The organism is Streptomyces herbicida (genome assembly GCF_032656585.1).
In the GTDB taxonomy this organism is placed as follows: Bacteria; Actinomycetota; Actinomycetes; order Streptomycetales; family Streptomycetaceae; genus Streptomyces; species Streptomyces herbicida.
Genome location: NZ_JAUYWJ010000038.1, coordinates 26057 through 43311 on the forward strand (window position 1 = coordinate 26057; position 17255 = coordinate 43311).

Consider the following 17255-nt stretch of genomic DNA (forward strand, 5'->3'; position numbering starts at 1 on the left):
CGCGAGGCAGCCGGTCAGGGGCGCGGCCGCCCGGGTGGCCCGCTCGGTGAGCGGGCCACTCGTCGTGGCGTTTGTTCAGGCGCTGTCGGGGCTGCCCAGGACCTGGGAGCGAACTTGGTCCGCGTTCATGGCTCCCGTCCAGATCCTCAGCTCCTGCAAGCCGCCGAGCAGGTAGTTGCCGGTGGTGCCGGCGGTCGTGCCGCGTCCCAGGCTCAGCTCGCCGCTGCCCTGCTGCGGTGTGGTGAGGGTGGCCGCGTTGTCGGCCGGCTGGTCGATTTCACCGACGTACAGGTGGAGCTTGCCGTAGCGGGTCTCGGTATTGGTGGCGTCGGACGGGTCGGTCCACTCCCAGCCCTCCTGGGCGTCGAACACGCCGGTGATCTGCACCCATGAGTCGGTGACGGCCACGTCCCCGGCGGGTACTTCCGCGTTCTGGGTCACCTTGCCGGTCGAGTCCACTGCGGTGCGGGTGAATTTCCACTGGTAGGTGTCGTCGGCGGGCTTGACCACCCACAGGGCCCAGGACGATTCACCGCCCATGCGCTGTGCTGCGACCTGGGCCTTGTAGCCGACCGGTTTGGCCTTCAGGGCCTGCGAGTCCAGACGGACGCCGGCGGAGACGGTGAATGATCCGGTTTCGTCGACCACCGGGCCCGTGGATGCGGCGTACTGGCCGGTGCCGTCCAGGAAGAGGGCGTTGTCGTCCTCGTTCACCGAGGTCCCGCTGGGCGCCAGCTTCATCGACGGCACCGGGTAGCCGGTGCTCTCTGGGATCTCGCTGCCCTTGGCTGCGGTGGCGTCCCAGTATGCGACGAGTTCGTTGGCCGCTACGCCGTCCTGTGCAAGCTGCGCATCCTCGACGATCTGCTCAGGGTTGAGCGCGTACTGCCACGTGGTGACCTCGTCGATGCGGCCACGGAAGTTTTCGCCCCAATCACCGCCGGCCAGCGAGCGGCCGAACTGCAGACCGGCCGTCGACGTCCACGGCTGGTAGGCGGTGGACAGCGTGTTCAGCACGACCGGTTTGCCCTGCGGGCGGCCGTTGACGAACAGTTGGATGGTGTCGTTCGTCTTGTCGGCGTCGTTCTTGGTGTCGAAGACGGCCGCCAGGTGTGTCCACACCTTCAGCGGCGGAGGTCCTGCGTCGGCGATCGACCGCAGATACACCGGGTTGTCCTTGACGTCTCCGGCAGTGCGGTTGAAGACCCACTTCTTGTAGGACGCGGAGTAGTACAGCGTGAACGCCGAGCCGGACGTGCCTGGCGCTGAAAGGACCACGTGGTTCTGCGAGGCGTCCGTCAGGTACACCCAGGCCGAGACGGTGAAGGAGTCCTTCGTGTTCACCGCCGGCGTGGCAGTGGCGGCATAGCCCGAGCGCACGGTGTCGTCCGAGCCGTCATTGAGCCACAACGAGTAGTCGGCATCGCCGCGGCGGGCAAGGGAGGACCATCCCGCACCCGCCGTCTGCAGCGTGGCGTCATGCCGGGTGCCCTCCGTCGCGCTGTCCTTGGCCAGCGCCGCCCCGGAGCCGGGTGCCGCGTCGTCGAAGTGCCAGCGCCCCACGGCGCCAGGGGCCGGGGCTACCTTGAAGGCGAACTCCGCGGGTGTGCCCCACCGGTTGTGCACGTCCTTGGCCCGCACCGACAGCACCTGCGTGCCGGACAGCGGTGGCCTGACATCCTTGACGTCGGCCTTGAGGCTCCCGGAGACCGTCTTTGTGGGCGTGGACAACAGCTTGTACTCGTAGGCGGTGATGTCGGTGTGCCCGGCTGCGTCGATGTCGGCGGTGTTGGGCTGGAACGTGAACGAGCCGGGATCGCCCGGACCGCCCTTGCCCTCGCAGAGGTTCGCTGTGCACTCCGTGTACGGAGAGCCGGTAGTGATCCGTGGTGCCTTCGGCGCCGACGAGTCGATCTTGAAGTAGCACCAGGGGCTGTAGGACGACCACAGGTCACCGCTCTTGCCGTCATAGGACCAGTGCGACTGCGTGCGAGCCCGGTATCGGTACAGGCCCCCGTCCGCGCGTTCGCTGGTGGCCATTCTTTCGAGCGTCCCGTCCGGAGCCCAGCCCTTGTCCGGCCTGTATCCGGTCCACACCTGGTGCCAGGCCGCGTCATCACCGCGCTCGACAACGAACTCGGCCTGCAGCGCAGCTGCTGGGTCGCCCTTGTGCGGCTGAACCAGCGTCTGCACACTGGCCTGGACCATCGGAGTCTTGATCGTCGCCACGAGCGGGTTCGACGAGGACTTGTTGCAGTAGGCCGTGGCACTCACGCCCGGAATCACGCCAACGTTCGTGGGCACGCCCGGCTTGTAGGCGAAGTCCACCGACAGCTCGGCGTTGTCGTCGAACCGCTTCCAGGCACGCGGGTCGCTCTCGTCCTTGGCGCGCAGCATCAGCGTGAGTCGGCTGAACTTGCCATCCGCGAAGGAACGGACCGTGCTCGTCAGGTTCTCGTCGGATTCCTTCGAGTTGTCGTTGAACTCGATCCACTTGTCGGGCTGATCCGGGCTGCACAGATCACCCCGACCGGCTGACACGTCCTGGTCGCCCATCAGGTCCAGTTGCTTGGGACCCGGCCAGCGGGTGCCCTCCGAGATGTTGTCGGTGCGCACCAGATCGACCGGATGCTTGTCGCAGTTGAACGACCAGGTCTCACGGGCGCGGAAGGTGGCATCGAGGACGTGCTTGCCGGCCAGCTTGGTCGGCGCGAACTCGAAATACATACGGTCGACGTAGCCGCCGCCGCAGTAGTAGCCGTCTGCCGTGCCGCACTTACCGACACCCTTGTCGCCGTCGAACATCCAGAACTTGTCGCCGTCGGAGGACAGCTTCGTACGCTCCGAGACACCCAGTCCCACAGACGGGTCGATGTAGACGGGATAGACGGTGTCCTTGCCGCGCAGCAGGTCGAGATCCGGGTGCACAGCGACCGTGCCGTCGTCGACCCTCACCGGCAGCACCGCAGTGGAATCGCCCTTACCGGGCTGCGACGGATCATCCTGCGGATGGCCAACCGTCAACGCTGCGGCGCCGGTGCGCGTCAGCTGCGTCTGGGGGCCTGACGAGCCGTCACCGGCAGAGTCCCACATCTGTCCGGCCGGGCCGCGGAAGACGGCGTTGCCGTCGTCGTCGATGGCCCGCAAGCCGCCTCCGGCGCCCGGCACCACGGACAGACCGTCCCCGGACGCGGCCAGCTTGACCTGGTCCAGGGCGGGGTTCTGGGCAGCCTTTGGCGTCCTGACGACCAGGACCTCCCGGTAGCCCTCGGCCGTGGCCGTCAGCTGCAGGTCCACCCCGTCAAACACATTCGGGTAGGTTGCCGTCGCGCCGTCCAGAGTCGGTTGCGGCAGTGCACCGGCCCAGCCCAGGGTGACGGACCGTCCGTCCTTGCCCAGACGGATCATGTCCGAGCCCGAACCACCGCCGGAGAACGACAGGTCCACCACGGCACCCTTAGGCGCGATCCGGCCGTCCGTGCGGCGCTCGAGGACCGGATCGACCGCGCCCCAACCGCCGTCCTTCTCCTTCACCCGCTGGGGCGTCGTGGACTGCGTCAGCGTGAACGAGCCGTCCGGATTCGCCAGGGTCGTGGAGTACTCGGTGCGGTCCGCCGTCACCTCCACCGGCTCCCCGGACGCCTGTGCCTGAGCCGAAGCGGTCGGCTCGTCCCCCGGCCCGGCTGACGCCTCGGCTGCCGCCGCCAGGGCCAGCACCCCCGTGGGCAACACGGGCAGCACCGACAGCACCAGCGCAGCCGCCACGCCCCCCACGAGTCTGCGTTTCGCTCTTCGCGGCTTGCACACGGGCGCCACGGATCCCCACTCCGGCTTCACGGAGTCTCCCCCACGTATGAAATTTGTAAAAATGGTCCCGCACAGTAAACGATCAACCAAGCGCAGTGGTCAATCAGGCGTGGCACACGTCACGCAGGGGCTGGCTGAATCTGTCCAAGCCTGTGGGGAAAGGTTCTTGACGTTCCGTCATATCGAGAGCCGTGCGCCAACTCAACGACTCCGTCGCACTGTCGGTGGTGACGAAGCGTGCTGACCGCCGCCAGACCGCGCACCGACCGGCTGCCGCATCGGCAGGAGCAGGCGGTAACACCGAGGGGCCCGGCGTCTGCCGGACCCCTCGACTCAGGACCAGTCCGCCATGACCAGCTCCCGGACCTCAGCGCGTTCCCGGAGCGTGACCGCCGCGTCCGGCAGAGTTCCCCACGAGCCGACCCATAACGCGAACATCCGCTCCCCCGTGGCGCGGGCACCCCACCGGCCGTGCATCACAAACCTCGTGCCCCACTGCCAACTGGCCAATATCGAACGCTAGTTCGTCTCAGGGCTGCCTGTCATGAACGTTTCGATCTGTGATGTGATCACCACGAGTGACAGACCTGTCACAGGCGTCACTCAGAATCGGCCAACACGGGGAGAGATTCGTGCGCCACCAAGTGAAAACCAGCAGCAAGCTGATCACTACGGCCGCGGCCATGTTGCTCGCCGCCAGCGGCACGATCGCCGCCTCCGCCCCCTACAGCGAAACGAGCGGAAAGAACGAGATCACCGTCACCACCGGCGCGGTGAAGTCCGACTTCACCGCCGACACCTTCAAGACCAACGCGGCCACTCCGCGGGCGGGCGAGCCCGCCGGGTACTGCAAGTACCCCAACCCCTATACCACTGCGGTCAACCGCACGATGAACTGCTACCACATGCCCATCAAGGTCAACGTGAAGAGGAACGGCCGCACTGTCGGCACTGCCTCGTTCACCGTGTGGCATGAGATCCACCTGAACCTCAAGCGCGTCAAGTGGTCAGAGAAGATAACCGTCGGCAAGGCCACCCTCACCGGCAGCGCCGGCGGCATCAGCACCACCTTCCACCCTTCCTGCGGATCCGGCTGCCAGGTCCATGCGGGCGGCGGCCTTGCCTCCCCGTTCACCCTGAACGGACACGTCCACACCGGATCGGCGGACCACACCTTCACCGTCAGCGCAGGCCACCCGCGCACCAGCCAAACCCGGTACGAGTTCGACTTCACGAAGCCGGGCTACACGAGCGGGGACTTCCCCTACGTCGGATTCAAGTACCGATGCGATGACGAGGACCGCCAGTACGGCGCAGGCTGCGTCTACACGGGCACCCTCTCGGTCGAGAAGGACTGGACCAAGCTGTCCGACATGGCAAACCTGCCGGGGATCGGCGACAACATCCGCAAGGTTCAGCACGCCGGACTCCACATCGGCTACCCCGGCTCCACGGTTCCGCTCACCCGGGCCACCAAGGACCAGGTCGACGCCAACCGCAGGGCCGTCTGCGGGCCCAGCGTCCACCCCAAGCCGGGCGACATCTGGTGGACCGTTGACCCCCACGACGACGGCACCAAGCCCTCCTGCGACGAGTACCCCTTCGCTGAAACCACGCAGGGCGGCACCACCTACAACCCGCCGAACCGGTCTATCAAGTGGGTGCCGTTGAAGGAGAACCGCCAGCAGGGCGGCATCCTCCGCACCTTCTTCGGCCGCTACCACATCCTGCCCGGCGACAAGTTCTACGTGCAGGCAGGCCGTTAACGACGGCTGTCCATAATTACAGGCTCCCTCACGACATGTGAGGGAGCCTGCCCCGCCCCCGGAAGGAAACCGGCCATGACAAAGATCCGGCCCACAGACGAGTACACCGGAATGGCCACCCTGAACCACGCCTTCTACGTCATCGACATGGGAGACCCCGAGGGCGTCGCCCTGCCCTCCATGACCTCCCACTCCCGCATCACCGCCACCGACAGCAAGAGCTGCCTCACCATCACCGCAGGATCCAGCGAGTGGGAGCCGGTCAAGATCAGCCTCCTCGTCTACGACCAGGAACCCGAGCCGCTGCCGGGAGAGTGGACCCACACCGAAACCTTCACCTGCACCGCCACCAATGCGCCGGCCAGCTTCACCACCGGCACCGACCCCGACGACATGTTCCAAGACCCCATGCCACCAGAGCATCTGTTCAACCGACCCGGCCTCGAACCCCCCTACCACTGGAAGGGTCGCCTCCTCATCGCTGCATACGAGGTAGAGGAACACGTCCTCCAGTTCTGGCCCGCATAGAGCTTGATTCAACGTGAAATTGCAAGTCAGGGGGCTGACAGGTCGGGCTGCGGCGCTCGTGCCGATCGGGGTCGTGATCGGCGGCAGGTGATCATCCGTCAGCGCCGGCTCTCGGCGTTCGTCAGCACGAGGCGAATCCGCAGGAGCGTGGTCGCGTGCCGGGCGTTCATGCGGACCTTGGTGAGGCTCCGCCAGTTCTCCAGGGGAGCGAAGCCATGCTTGTTGGCCGCTCGCTCGCGGCTGACCAGCTTGTTCACCTGCTTCTGGGCGACAGCGAGGGGCCCCGAGTCGCTTTGCGGCCGGTGGCGACACGGGTCGTCCAGGTCGTCGCGGCCCCGGCCCTGCGTACCTGGCGCGCGCCGTTGGGACGCGTTGGACCGAGTTCGGTGGTCCAGAGAAAAACGCGCCGTGCGCATCGTGGCGGATACGCCGTATCCCTGGCGCCGATGCAGCGAATCCCCGAGGCGATGCGGCGAATCACGGGGCGCATCGGATGCGCACAGGGGCTACTGCCCGCTGTGCCTGCACGGAGGCCTTACGACCGACTGGACAGGCGCCCGATCGCGGTTGCGCGCAACCGCCCCGACGGGGCTTCAATGCGCAATCTGCCGCAATCCTCGGGCAGTCGCGCGCCATCCCGCGCATTCTGGACGCCCGACCGCCAGGACGCGGAGTCGAGATGATGCTCAGATTCCTTGGCACGACCAGCGACGATGGCGGCTGCCCCACCCTCTACGAGATCGAGGGCACCGACGAGATCCTCGTGCAGGGCGACCGGGAGTCCGACCCCGAGCACCTCGTGCAACTGCGGGACGTGAAAGCGTCCAAGACGTTCGTCCGGGTCCCGCGCAGCCTGCTGACCCGCTACGCGCCGAGCACGCCACCTCCCGCGCTCCATCGGATCGATGGACTCCCACGGCACGAACCCCTGGATCTCGATCGCCTTCGCCAACGGCAACGGAAGATTCCGCAGCTCCTCGTCCAAGACCGGGATGATCCGCGTCCGGGTCAGCTCGTAACCCTTGCCGATCTCGTCCTGGCGGACCTCACGATCCTCCAGCTCACACACCTTGCGCACCCGCACCCCCCATGTCCTCAACGTGGTACTGGTGAAAGCGCACACTGTGATCCTCGGTCGCGGACACCACATCGACGGGAACGGTCACGAGACCGAAGCTGATCGCGCCGCTCCAGATCGTCCGGGGCATGACCCACCTCCGCAGTACGCCCCGAGAACACACAGCCTAGGAGCCACACCAGCATCATCGCGATCGGTCTGGCGGCGAGCGGTAGTCGTCAGGCGGGGCCAGCATGAACCTGGGATTCCGAGGACGCCTGCCGCTGGCGCGTCAGCAATGCGGGGTTGAGTTGAGGGTCAAGACGCACGGGTGTTGTCAGTGGGGCCGGTGAGAATGGCGTGATGACTCACGCCATACCCGTGTCGCTGCCGTCCACACTCGTCGCTCACCATGCGGTCGACCTCGAGCCGAAAAACACCGACGGCTGGGGCGTGACGGTCGCCGACGTTGCCACCGCGCCCTCCGGCGAGATCTACGCCCTCTACAGCGTCCACCGCCACACCTACGGCGTGGCGGACGACGAAGCCGACCCGGCGAAGGTGAACTTCGGCTACTCGCTGGTGACCAGGTACGCCCCTGACGGCACCCTGCTCGCCACCGCGCTCTCGGGGCAGAGCGAGTACCTGCATCAGGACACGACTCTCGGAGGCCCCACGAGAGGGCTGGGCGAAGACCTGTGGTGGGCCAAGGGACTGTGCGTCCTGCCCGACGGAACACTCGCGGCCACCGGGTCGGGAGACCACACCCATCTGATCACCGCAGACCTCACGGCGGTGACCGCGCACCACGGCATGCCCCACATGAGCTACGACGACGGCCCGCGTGACCCGCTCGCCAGCTGGATCAGCACGACCCCGGCCGGCCGCCTGCTGTGCACGAGCGGAGAGTACGGGGTCTACAACTACGCCAACTTGATCAACAACATTGTTTCGATCACCGCCCAGGCCCTCACCCCCGCCTCGAAGCCAACGCTGCGGGCCCTGGCATCCATGGAGGCAGACCCCGTCAAGCACACCGAGGCCGACCTGAGGCCGGACCTCCTGTTCAACGGCGAGGCGGTCGGCATGGACCACCGGCCGCGGCCCTCGCTGACCGAACACCTCACCGAGCTCGAACAGGCTGCGGGGTGGGACTGGCACAACGCGCGGCTCGGTCGGCCCGCGGTGGTCCGCGAGGACCTGTTCGTCGTCCCCGTCTACGGACACATCGCCCGCGGCGGCAGCCGCGGCCAGCGGTTCGCCTTCGTCCTGGTCAGCGACAAGGGCGAGATCGTAGGCCAGCTCGGCGGCATGCACCAGTACCGCGACAGCCCCTTCACCGGCTTCTGCTTCGAGATCGCCGCCGACCCCGCACGCGAGCGGATCTACCACCTCAACCGGTACGGGCTGTTCGCCTGGACATCCACGGGCATCCGCGCCCAACGCCTCGACCTGGAAGACAAGCGGTACAAGCTACTCAAACACTTCACGCTCGCGGACTGCACTCCCGTCGGCGAGCTGATCCTCGTTCACCGCACACAACACCTGATGCTCCGCATCCCGTGCCCCGCCTCCCTCGACGACCTCGGCCAGGTGGTGGAAAACGCGCTGCGCTCCTACGCCAAGGAGCGCACCACCCTCAAGCGGCAGTGGCAGCCGGTGAATTGGCACTGGGTCGACAGCACGGCCCCCGTGCACCGCCTCTGATCACGGAGTGCGGCCCGACTCGCGCCATGGACGACGTCCTTGCTTTCGAAGGCATCTACGGCGCCCCGGCCCACGTCGCGGAGGTTCTGACACAGCTTCTAGGAGACGCGAAAGGCCGACGAAGCCGCCCGCCGGATTCCCCCGTGGCGGGCGGCTCGTGCCTGAGCGTCCAGAGGTCGAAGTCGGCGCCGGATCTGCTGCGAACCCAAATCGAAGGAACCGGAGCCTGCGCACCTGAACGAGGTGCACCATAGTCCGGGGCCCCGTCGGCGGGCATCCGTTTTCCCTCGGCGAGGGCTGGCGGCGCGGTTCAATGCGCGAGCAGCGGGACGTGCGCGGCGAAGAGGAAGCGGCGGGGCGGGCTTCGCGGGTGACAGCGGTTCCGGTCTGCTGTGACCGGGCCGCTGCGGGGTAGTTGGGCCTCACATCGCCGAGGAAGGCACAGACCGTGACCCAGCATCAAGGCAACGCCAATGCAGGGCAGGAGATGGTGTGGGAGCTCCTTCAGGCCCGCGAGGCGCTCCGCACAGCACTGGACCAGCAGCAGACAGATGGGGACCCCACCGCTGACCGAAGTCGCCTGTGCGCTCCGTTCATAGAGGAGGCGCTCCCAGGCGCCGCCTGGCCGCCAAGAGCCCCTGCTGCCCCACATCGTTCGAGGTGTGCCGCGGCGGAGAGATGATGTCCTGCCGCTTTCGTTCACGTACGGTCGTCCCGGCCGCGCTGCAGTGTAGATGCCCCGCCGACGGGGGAGCGGCGGGGCAGGACTCAGTGTCGCAGGCCGGGCGCCACCCGGGGCGGCTTTCACGCCCGGGAGATCTTCCCGTTGGCCGAGTTCGCGCGGTCGATCATGTGTCCTGCTGCTGGCCGAGGGACGTCGGCGGCCCGGGCAGACTGCCTCTCCTCGGCGGGGCTGGGCGAAGAACTGCCGGTCGATTGCGCGTCGTCAGACTCCAGGACCAGACGCTTGAGTTCGGCCGGTTCCCAGTGCCTCGTGCCGGTTCCCAGTGCCTCGCCCTCAGGGTTCGGTCGGTCGAGGCCGGCGCAGCCCCCGGGCCGCTGCGCAGCAGCCCGGGGAGTGGTCACAGCTTCACTGTTCCACGTCGGTGATGGTCTTGTTCCAGCGTGCCGGGTAGCCGCTGATGTGGATCTGTGAAAGCGGTTCAGGCAAGGTTCTTGTGGAGCGTGACGGAGCGTCATCTACCTGGCATCGTCACCTATGTGTGACGAAACTCTTGGACATCGTGTTTCCGCACCTGAAGGCGGTGCTGGTGGAGCGTGTGTTCGTGGAGAGTGGCACGGTGCACGTCACCGCGCGGACTCCGGACAACCGTGCCGTGGACTGCCCCAGTTGCGGCGTGGCGGCGCACCGTGTCCACGGCCGCTATCAGCGGCACCTCGCCGATACCGGTCTTGCCGGCCGTCCGGTGGTCATCGACTTATTGGTGCGGCGTTTCATCTGCGATCAGCCGACATGCCCGCGCCGTACGTTCGTTGAGCAGGTCGAGGGCCTGACCATCCGCTACGGGCGGAGAACCCCGCTGTTGCACCACCTGTTGCTGGCCCTCGCGCTGGCTCTGGCCGGCCGGGCCGGAGCCCGGATGGCGGCAGTGCTCGCGGTGGCGGTCAGTCGGGTGACGCGGCGTACGCCAGCTCGTGCTCGAAGATCTCGGCGTCGGCGGGCGAGGCGAAGTACTTGTAGTCCTCACCGGCCTTCCGGTACGTCTTCACGATGCGGTCGATCAGCTGCTTGAGGCCGACCTCGCACTGCGGGGTGCCGACGGCACCACGGAAGTACTTGCTGGTGACGAAGCGGCCACCACCAGGCCGCAGGTGCGCCCCCGGCCCCATCCGTCCGGCTCCCAAGGCTTCCCAGTCCCGAGGTGCGCCAGGTCCTGACGGCTGCGACCGTATGAGTGAGCAAGGATCGTCCGGACGGACGGCGACGGAGGCAGGCACCATGCTGACGGCGTATCCTCCGCTCCTGCGGGATCTGGTCGAACGGTGCGAGACGCTCAGGCGGCAGGCGGCATCCGGCGGCGACCCGCAGATCGCTCGTCAGCTCGAGGACGCCACCTACACCCTGTGCGTGCTCACCGGCACCCGCCAGCTGGACACAGCCCTGTATGTAGCCCGCCGACAACTGGCTGCCGCCATGGCACAGAACGGTTCCCTGCACCGCTGAACAGCGCCTGCCCTGTGCCTGCAGGTGTCAGCCACGGCCGCGGGCCGCGGCGCAGAAACGCCGTCGTGAGCGATCCCGGCCCTCATGCGGCCGGGATCGCTGTCCGCCATGTCACCACACCCACGCGCCCGAGCGCCCTTGACACGCCCGCAGCACGCATCCGGCAGGCCCCAACGACTGCGCGTGCCGAAGGGGCCTGGTCCGTGTCACCGCTGAGGTCGTGTGACACGATGGACGTACGGGCGAGAGCGACACGGGCGAAGCCCATCGCATCTTCGAGCTGCAGGAAGAAGTCCGGCAACTGAAGGAGGCGGTCGCCTCCCATGCCGTCGTGGACCAGGCGATCGGGATGGTCGTCGCACTGGGCCGCGTGACACCGGACCAGGGGTGGCAGGTGCTGAAGGAGGTCTCCCAGCACACCAACATCAAGCTGCGCAACGTCGCGGACCTCATCCTCGTCTGGGGACGCACCGGCGGCATGCCCCCAGAGATCCGCGCCGAGCTGGCAGACGCAGGCGGCACCACGTTTGTCCGCAAGTGGAGGGGTCGGGGCCATCCCCGCTGACCCTGGCCCCCCCCGAGGCCTGTGATGTGCTGCCCCAGCCACGTCCCACCACGCGCCACGAAACGCGTAGGAGGCCCTGTCAGGGTTACCCGGCAGGTATGGCGAAGTTGCATCTACCGGGGCGCAATGCGCGCCACCGCAGTGACGAGGCGGCGACGGCACCTGGGCCGGGGCCCGAGGTGGAGCGGCGGGCGCCGGATGCGCCGACGAAGCTGCCGAAGCGGGCCTGGGGGGCAGTGTTCAGGGGGTCACTGCGCGAGTTCAAGGACGATGAACTGACCGACCGCGCAGCGGCGCTGACCTACTACGGCGTGCTCTCGCTGTTCCCCGCACTGCTGGTTCTGGTGTCACTGCTGGGTGTCACCGGCAAGTCGACCACCGACACGGTGCTGGCCAACCTCAAGCTACTTGCTCCCAGCTCAGCCCGGAACATCATCACCGGGGCGGTGAAGCAGCTCCAAGGCGGCGCCGGCATCGGGTCGGTCATGGCGATTGTCGGTGCCGCGCTGGCGGTGTGGTCGGCGTCCGGATATGTGGCAGCGTTCATCCGCGCGGCCAACGCCGTCTACGACGTGCCCGAGGGACGCCCGGTGTGGAAGATCCTGCCCGTCCGCCTGGGGGTGACGGTCGTGCTGATGGTGCTGGCCGTCGCCAGTGCGGTGATCGTGGTCTTCACCGGCGGCCTGGCCCGGCAGGCCGGCACCGCCCTCGGGATCGGGGACACCGCGCTGACGGCGTGGTCGGTCGCCAAGTGGCCCGTCCTGGTCGTACTGGTCACCGTGATGATCGCGATCCTGTACTGGGCGACCCCGAACGCGCGGGTGAAGGGGTTCCGCTGGATCACACCGGGCAGCTTCCTTGCCCTGCTGATCTGGATGATCGCCTCCGCCGGTTTCGCGTTGTACGTCGCGAAGTTCGCCTCGTACAACAAGACCTACGGCACCATGGCCGGTGTCATCGTCTTCCTCGTGTGGCTGTGGATCAGCAACCTGGCGATCCTGCTGGGCCTGGAATTCGACGCGGAGACCCTGCGCCAGCGGGCGGTTGCGGGCGGCTACCCGCCGGACGCGGAGCCTTACACCGAGCCCCGCGACACCAGAAAGTGGGACGAGGAAGACCGGCGCCGCCTGGAGGACGGCGCGTAGGCACACCGAGCACGGCGCCGGTCTCGGCGTCGAGCACGGGCCCGCCGGCCGCCCCGCCACCCAGCCGCAGCGCGTCCGGCCCGGCCCGGCACGCACATCGGCGCGCTCGCTCGAAGTGGTCCTCGGCCAGGACGGATACCGCAGCGGCCGCCCCCGGCGCGCAGCGGCCGCCCCCGGCGCGGAGCGGCAAGCGGCCAGCGGATCCACTGTTCCGTTTCGCCCGCCGGCGGCCCGTGGGTCAGGGTTTGCCGCGGCCGGTGACGAAGTCGCGGGCCCGGTCCACCAGGCCGGCGCCCGGGGCGAGGAGCTTGTTCGCCGGCGGGGTGTCGGGAGCGGCGGGGTGCGGGCGGGTCGGGGCCATGGCCTTGGCCCTGCGGATCTTGTCCCCGAGATCGTCCAGCATCTCGGGGGTGCAGGTCTGGCGCAGCGCCGGGAAGAGGTTGTTCTCCTCGTCCTGGACGTGGGCGGTCACCTCGTCCATGAGCTGCTGCAGCAGCGGGCTCATCTGGGCATCGTCGGTGTCCGTCCGCTCCAGCTGCTTGAGGATCTTCTCGACCCGGCCGTGATCAGCGAGCTCCTTGTCCGCGAGCCGGTCGCCGCCCTCGACGTACTCGCGGACCGCCGGATACAGGTACTGCTCCTCGGCGACCGAGTGACGCACCAGCTCGATGGTGACCTCGTCCACGAGATCACGTAGTTCCTGCCCGCCGCCGGTCATCGCTTCGATCCGGCCGAACATCTCCTCGACCTCGCGGTGGTCGGCCATCAGCTCCTGAAGCACATTTCCGCCATGTCCCATCGCATATCCCTCTCGTTGGTCGTTTTCCGTGCTGTCCAGCACACAGTGATTCCCCTCCCGGGTTGACGGTGCGCGGTCCTGCGCGTGGTCCACCCGGTCGGACGTCTACCTGATCGCCAGCGGCCCACGCTGCGGGCGGGGTTCGGGCTTCCTGGCACCTAGGCGCATTGCTGCATCAGGCGCGTGCAGCTCCAGCCGTTCCTCACGCCTGTTCGCGGACGAATTCGGCCTCGCCAACGACATGAGCGCGGCAACCTCACTCACACAGCCTTCGCCGACGCACTGCGGCTGGAAGGTCCGCCTGCCTCGCCCGGCCACCAGGACCGTAGGGCGTCTCCCGGCCCCGGATGGCGCCCTACGGTCCTGGTGGCCGGGGCCGGGAGGCATCTCGTATCAGCGGCCGAGCGCGTTCTGCAGCTGCCGCTTGGTCATCGAGGAACGGCCGTGGATGTCGCGCTTCTTGGCCTCCTCGTACAGCTGGTCCCTGGTGGGTCCTTCCGCGCCGCTGTGCGAGCGCTGACCGCCGCGCTGCGACGCCGACTTGGAATCACGCGTGGAGGTCTTGCCGGCGGTCTTCGACTCGCCGGACCTGGCCCGTTCCTTGTTAACGGTCCGCGCGGCGATCTCCTTGGCCCGCTTGGTCGACTCGCCGCGGTCCTCGGCGCTCTTCTTGATGTGTTCGTACTGCCGCTCCCGCTTGGAGCTGGATCCGGCCGGCATGGTCCTTGTTCCTTTCCTGAGTACGGAGATCCCCGTCTCGGTGCCGTGAAGGCGCTCGGTCCGGTTTCACGGATGGTCGGTGCTGATCCGGCGGCACCCCATCGCTCTCTCCCCTGCCCTCGTTGCCCTTGTCCCTGCCGTGAGCGTGCGCGCCCTTCACGTCGGTCTGTGTTCGCAGCACCGAGTTCCCCACGGGAAGCCACCCGACGCGCGCGGCAGGCACATGCGTTACGGACGGCCTGATAGGTATGCCCGCCGCGCTTTCGGGAACCGCTCCACCCATGGGTCTGAACCACGATGAAGCGCCCGTCCTCGACGCACTCGCCCGGTATCACGACGCCGACGAGCTGGGATTTACGCCACCCGGTCACAAGCAGGCACGTGGCGCGGACCCCCGGGCACGGGCGGTGCTGGGAGATGCCGTCTTCTTCGGCGACGTCCTGGCCAACGGCGGGCTGGACGACCGGCTCACCCGGGGCCGCGTACTGGAGCGGGCCGAGGAACTCATGGCCGACGCGGTGCACGCCGACCACACATTCTTCTCGACCTGCGGCAGTTCCCTGTCGGTCAAGGCCGCCATGCTGGCGGTGACCTGCCCCGGCCACCGGCTCGTCGTCGGACGCGACGCGCACAAGTCGGTCATCGCCGGGCTCATCCTCTCCGGCGTCGAGCCGGTGTGGGTGGAGCCCCAGTGGGACGCTGTGCGGCACATCGCCCATCCCCCGTCGGCGGCCGCCTACGACAAGGCGTTCACCGAGGACCCCGATGCCGACGGGGCCCTGGTCACCAGCCCCACCCCCTACGGATCGGCGGCCGACCTCGCGGGCATCGCGGATGTGTGTCACCGCCGCGGCAAGCCGCTCATCGTGGACGAGGCGTGGGGAGCGCATCTGCCCTTCCATGACGAGCTGCCGTCGTGGGCCATGGACGCGGGCGCCGACATCTGCGTGACCAGCATCCACAAGATGGGCAGCGGCCTGGAGCAGGGCTCGGTGTTCCACCTCCAGGGTGACCTCATCGATCCCGCCGAACTGGCCTCACGCGCCGACCTGCTGGGCACGACCAGCCCGAACGTCCTGCTGTACGCGGGCATCGACGCCTGGCGCCGGCAGATGGTCCAGCACGGCCGCGAGCTCATCGGGCGGGCCCTGGAACTGGCCGCACGCACCCGCACCGCCATCGAGGCCATCGACGGCTTCCACGTCAACGACGCGGCGGACTTCTGCGGTCCCGACCTCGCCGCCGGCTTCGATCCCCTCCCGGTCGTCATGGACATCCGCGAACTGGGCACCACCGGCTACCGGGCCGCCGACTGGCTGCGCGAGCACCATCACATCGATGCCCACCTCTTCGATCACCGGCGCATCAGCGCCCAGCTCACCCACGCCGACGACGAAGAAACCACGGCTCGTCTCCTCACCGCCCTGCACGACCTGGCCGACCGTTCCACCGACCTGAGTCATGCCCCGCAGGTCGTTGTCCCCTCCCCCGCCGATCTGCGGATGAACCAGGTCCGGCTGCCTCGCGACGCCTACTTCGCGCAGCACGCCGAAGTTCCCGTCGCCGAGGCCTGCGGCCGGATCGCCGCCGAGATGATCACCCCGTACCCGCCCGGGATCCCCGTCGTCCTGCCCGGCGAACGCCTGACCGAGCCGGTGCTGGAATACCTGACCACGGGAGTCACGGCGGGCATGTTCCTGCCCGACGCCGCCGACCAGCAGCTGAACACCGTACGGGTGGTCGCGGAGGGCTGATCCGCGGCCGATCGAGGTCAGTGGACGCGTACGGTCGTTGCCTGTGTCCTGTCTCGCCACCCGTGGGCGCCGACGTGCAGGCGTCAGAGGGGCGAGCCGGGGTCCTCGGGCCGGATGCGGCCGCGCCAGGCACCGGTCTCGCCGCCGCGGTGTTCGATGTAGTCCTTGAAACGGCGCAGGTCTCCCTTGACCCGCCGGTCGATCACACCCAGCATGTCCGCGCCCTTCTCGGCGACGCCTGTGGGCTCGACGTCCATCGTGAGCTCCACCCGGGTGTGCGTGTCGTCCAGGCGCTCGAACCGGACCGATCCCCGCTGCTGCGTGTCTCCGCCGATGGCCCGCCAGGTGATCCGGTCGTCCGGCAACTGGTCGACGATCTCCGTGTCGAACTCGCGCCGCACCCCGCCGATCTTGGTGGTCCAGTGGTTGTGCCGGTCGTCGAGCTGCCTGACCTCCTCGACGCCCTCCATGAAGTACGGAAACTCCTCGAACTGGGTCCACTGGTCGTAGGCCGTGTGAAGCGGAACCTCGACATCCACTGCTTCCCTGACCGTGCTCATCGTTCCTCCTTACTAGCGGTCGATCGCGCCGGGCCTACCGGCCTTCCGCCTGGGCCCGGCGCCGGGTACCCGAGGCAGCAGCGCGGCGACGCCTGTTCCTCCGAGGGACAGGGAGGTCCCTCCCCGCCTCATTCCCCAGGCGCGGACGGCCGTCCCTGCGCGGTCTTCTCGTTGGCCCGAGGGCTTGGGGTGACCGGGTCGCCGGAGCCCTGACTGGAGGGCGTACTCGTGTCGGATCGTCCTTCCGGCCCTGCTCCTCGAACTCCTTCAACGCCTCGTCGGCTGCGGACGAAGCAGCCTCCTCAGACGGGTCACGCTCAGACGTCTTCCGCGCGGCGGGCGAGTACCCGGTACTTCCGCCATCACCCCGGGGCAGTCGGCGTTTCCTGCACCCGAGCCCTCGGCCAGACGCATCCCGGCCGAGATGCCGAGATTCAGTGCCCGCGCGGTCAGGGGGTCCACACTTCTGGCCCGCCTTCATGCCACTCGATGAGATCCGACTCGAGGACGTCCAGCTCGTCCCAGCCGGTCAGGCCGGCGTTCTGCAGGAACACGGTCAGGTCATGGAGGCTGTAGGCCACGCCGAGGACGCGGTCGTCGATGCCCACCCTGCGGCCACCGGCTTCAGACGGCGGGTAGACAATCACGCGGCGCTCGGACAT

General features: G+C 68.1%; 15 protein-coding genes and 2 pseudogenes. 8 read left to right on the top strand and 9 right to left on the bottom strand.

Going from position 1 to position 17255, the window contains the following annotated elements; all coding sequences use genetic code 11:
- Positions 1 to 75 precede the first annotated feature (75 nt).
- Entirely contained in the window at positions 76 to 2805 is a 2730-nt protein-coding gene (locus Q8A52_RS45220; RefSeq protein ID WP_316763778.1) for a LamG domain-containing protein, read from the bottom strand.
- A 1634-nt stretch (positions 2806 to 4439) separates the two neighbouring features.
- Here Q8A52_RS45220 and Q8A52_RS45225 point away from each other — a divergent pair.
- Together Q8A52_RS45225 and Q8A52_RS45230 are read left to right on the top strand one after the other, a co-directional pair.
- Positions 4440 to 5573: a NucA/NucB deoxyribonuclease domain-containing protein gene (locus tag Q8A52_RS45225; RefSeq protein ID WP_316763689.1), complete on the top strand. Its 1134-nt coding sequence runs from the start codon at positions 4440 to 4442 to the stop codon at positions 5571 to 5573.
- Between the two features lie 75 nt (positions 5574 to 5648).
- Positions 5649 to 6101: a hypothetical protein gene (locus Q8A52_RS45230; protein WP_316763692.1), complete on the top strand. Its 453-nt coding sequence runs from the start codon at positions 5649 to 5651 to the stop codon at positions 6099 to 6101.
- A 98-nt stretch (positions 6102 to 6199) separates the two neighbouring features.
- Here the strand turns inward: Q8A52_RS45230 and Q8A52_RS45235 are convergent, their stop codons facing one another.
- The 3 genes from Q8A52_RS45235 to Q8A52_RS49525 form a co-directional block, all read right to left on the bottom strand.
- Positions 6200 to 6358 (bottom strand): hypothetical protein, encoded by a 159-nt coding sequence (locus Q8A52_RS45235; protein ID WP_316763696.1) that lies wholly within the window; start codon positions 6356 to 6358, stop codon positions 6200 to 6202.
- 278 nt (positions 6359 to 6636) lie between these two features.
- Positions 6637 to 7185, bottom strand: a complete 549-nt coding sequence (locus tag Q8A52_RS49520; RefSeq protein WP_456300755.1) for a Ku protein — start codon at positions 7183 to 7185, stop codon at positions 6637 to 6639.
- The gene (locus tag Q8A52_RS49525; RefSeq protein WP_456300756.1) at positions 7163 to 7309 is read right to left on the bottom strand and encodes a hypothetical protein; all 147 of its coding nucleotides are present in this window, start codon (positions 7307 to 7309) and stop codon (positions 7163 to 7165) included. Before Q8A52_RS49525 ends, Q8A52_RS49520 begins: the two co-directional genes overlap by 23 nt.
- A 212-nt stretch (positions 7310 to 7521) precedes the next feature.
- Between Q8A52_RS49525 and Q8A52_RS45250 the strand changes: the two genes are divergently transcribed.
- Together Q8A52_RS45250 and Q8A52_RS45255 are read left to right on the top strand one after the other, a co-directional pair.
- On the top strand, positions 7522 to 8865 hold the full coding sequence (locus Q8A52_RS45250; RefSeq protein ID WP_316763698.1) for a WD40 repeat domain-containing protein: 1344 nt from the start codon (positions 7522 to 7524) through the stop codon (positions 8863 to 8865).
- A gap of 1142 nt (positions 8866 to 10007) precedes the next feature.
- Positions 10008 to 10274: pseudogene (locus Q8A52_RS45255) on the top strand (hypothetical protein); the annotation flags it as partial.
- A gap of 232 nt (positions 10275 to 10506) precedes the next feature.
- On the opposite strand, the pseudogene Q8A52_RS45260 reads toward Q8A52_RS45255, so the two are convergent.
- A pseudogene (locus Q8A52_RS45260) lies at positions 10507 to 10674 on the bottom strand (hypothetical protein); the annotation flags it as partial.
- A gap of 151 nt (positions 10675 to 10825) precedes the next feature.
- Between Q8A52_RS45260 and Q8A52_RS45265 the strand changes: the two are divergent.
- The 3 genes from Q8A52_RS45265 to Q8A52_RS45275 all read left to right on the top strand — a co-directional run bounded on the left by Q8A52_RS45265 (position 10826) and on the right by Q8A52_RS45275 (position 12760).
- Positions 10826 to 11050 (top strand): DUF5133 domain-containing protein, encoded by a 225-nt coding sequence (locus tag Q8A52_RS45265; RefSeq protein ID WP_316763700.1) that lies wholly within the window; start codon positions 10826 to 10828, stop codon positions 11048 to 11050.
- A 271-nt stretch (positions 11051 to 11321) separates the two neighbouring features.
- Positions 11322 to 11615 (top strand): ANTAR domain-containing protein, encoded by a 294-nt coding sequence (locus tag Q8A52_RS45270; protein ID WP_408649373.1) that lies wholly within the window; start codon positions 11322 to 11324, stop codon positions 11613 to 11615.
- Between the two features lie 98 nt (positions 11616 to 11713).
- Positions 11714 to 12760, top strand: coding sequence for a YihY/virulence factor BrkB family protein (locus Q8A52_RS45275; RefSeq protein ID WP_316763702.1), 1047 nt, complete (start codon positions 11714 to 11716; stop codon positions 12758 to 12760).
- A 238-nt stretch (positions 12761 to 12998) separates the two neighbouring features.
- On the opposite strand, the gene Q8A52_RS45280 is transcribed toward Q8A52_RS45275, so the two are convergent.
- Both Q8A52_RS45280 and Q8A52_RS45285 read right to left on the bottom strand, forming a co-directional pair.
- A complete protein-coding gene (locus Q8A52_RS45280) occupies positions 12999 to 13559 on the bottom strand; it encodes a hemerythrin domain-containing protein (RefSeq protein WP_316763703.1) in 561 nt (186 codons plus the stop codon).
- A gap of 393 nt (positions 13560 to 13952) precedes the next feature.
- Complete coding sequence (locus Q8A52_RS45285; protein ID WP_316763707.1) at positions 13953 to 14279, bottom strand: plasmid stabilization protein; 327 nt, start codon at positions 14277 to 14279, stop codon at positions 13953 to 13955.
- Positions 14280 to 14560: 281 nt separating this feature from the next.
- On the opposite strand from Q8A52_RS45285, the gene Q8A52_RS45290 reads away from it, so the two are divergent.
- Positions 14561 to 16033 carry an aminotransferase class I/II-fold pyridoxal phosphate-dependent enzyme gene (locus Q8A52_RS45290; protein WP_316763710.1) on the top strand — a complete coding sequence of 491 codons (1473 nt, stop codon included), beginning with the start codon at positions 14561 to 14563 and terminating at the stop codon, positions 16031 to 16033.
- 83 nt (positions 16034 to 16116) lie between these two features.
- Here the strand turns inward: Q8A52_RS45290 and Q8A52_RS45295 are convergent, their stop codons facing one another.
- The gene (locus Q8A52_RS45295; RefSeq protein WP_316763713.1) at positions 16117 to 16593 is read right to left on the bottom strand and encodes an SRPBCC family protein; all 477 of its coding nucleotides are present in this window, start codon (positions 16591 to 16593) and stop codon (positions 16117 to 16119) included.
- A gap of 449 nt (positions 16594 to 17042) precedes the next feature.
- Positions 17043 to 17255, bottom strand: a complete 213-nt coding sequence (locus Q8A52_RS45300; RefSeq protein WP_316763716.1) for a hypothetical protein — start codon at positions 17253 to 17255, stop codon at positions 17043 to 17045.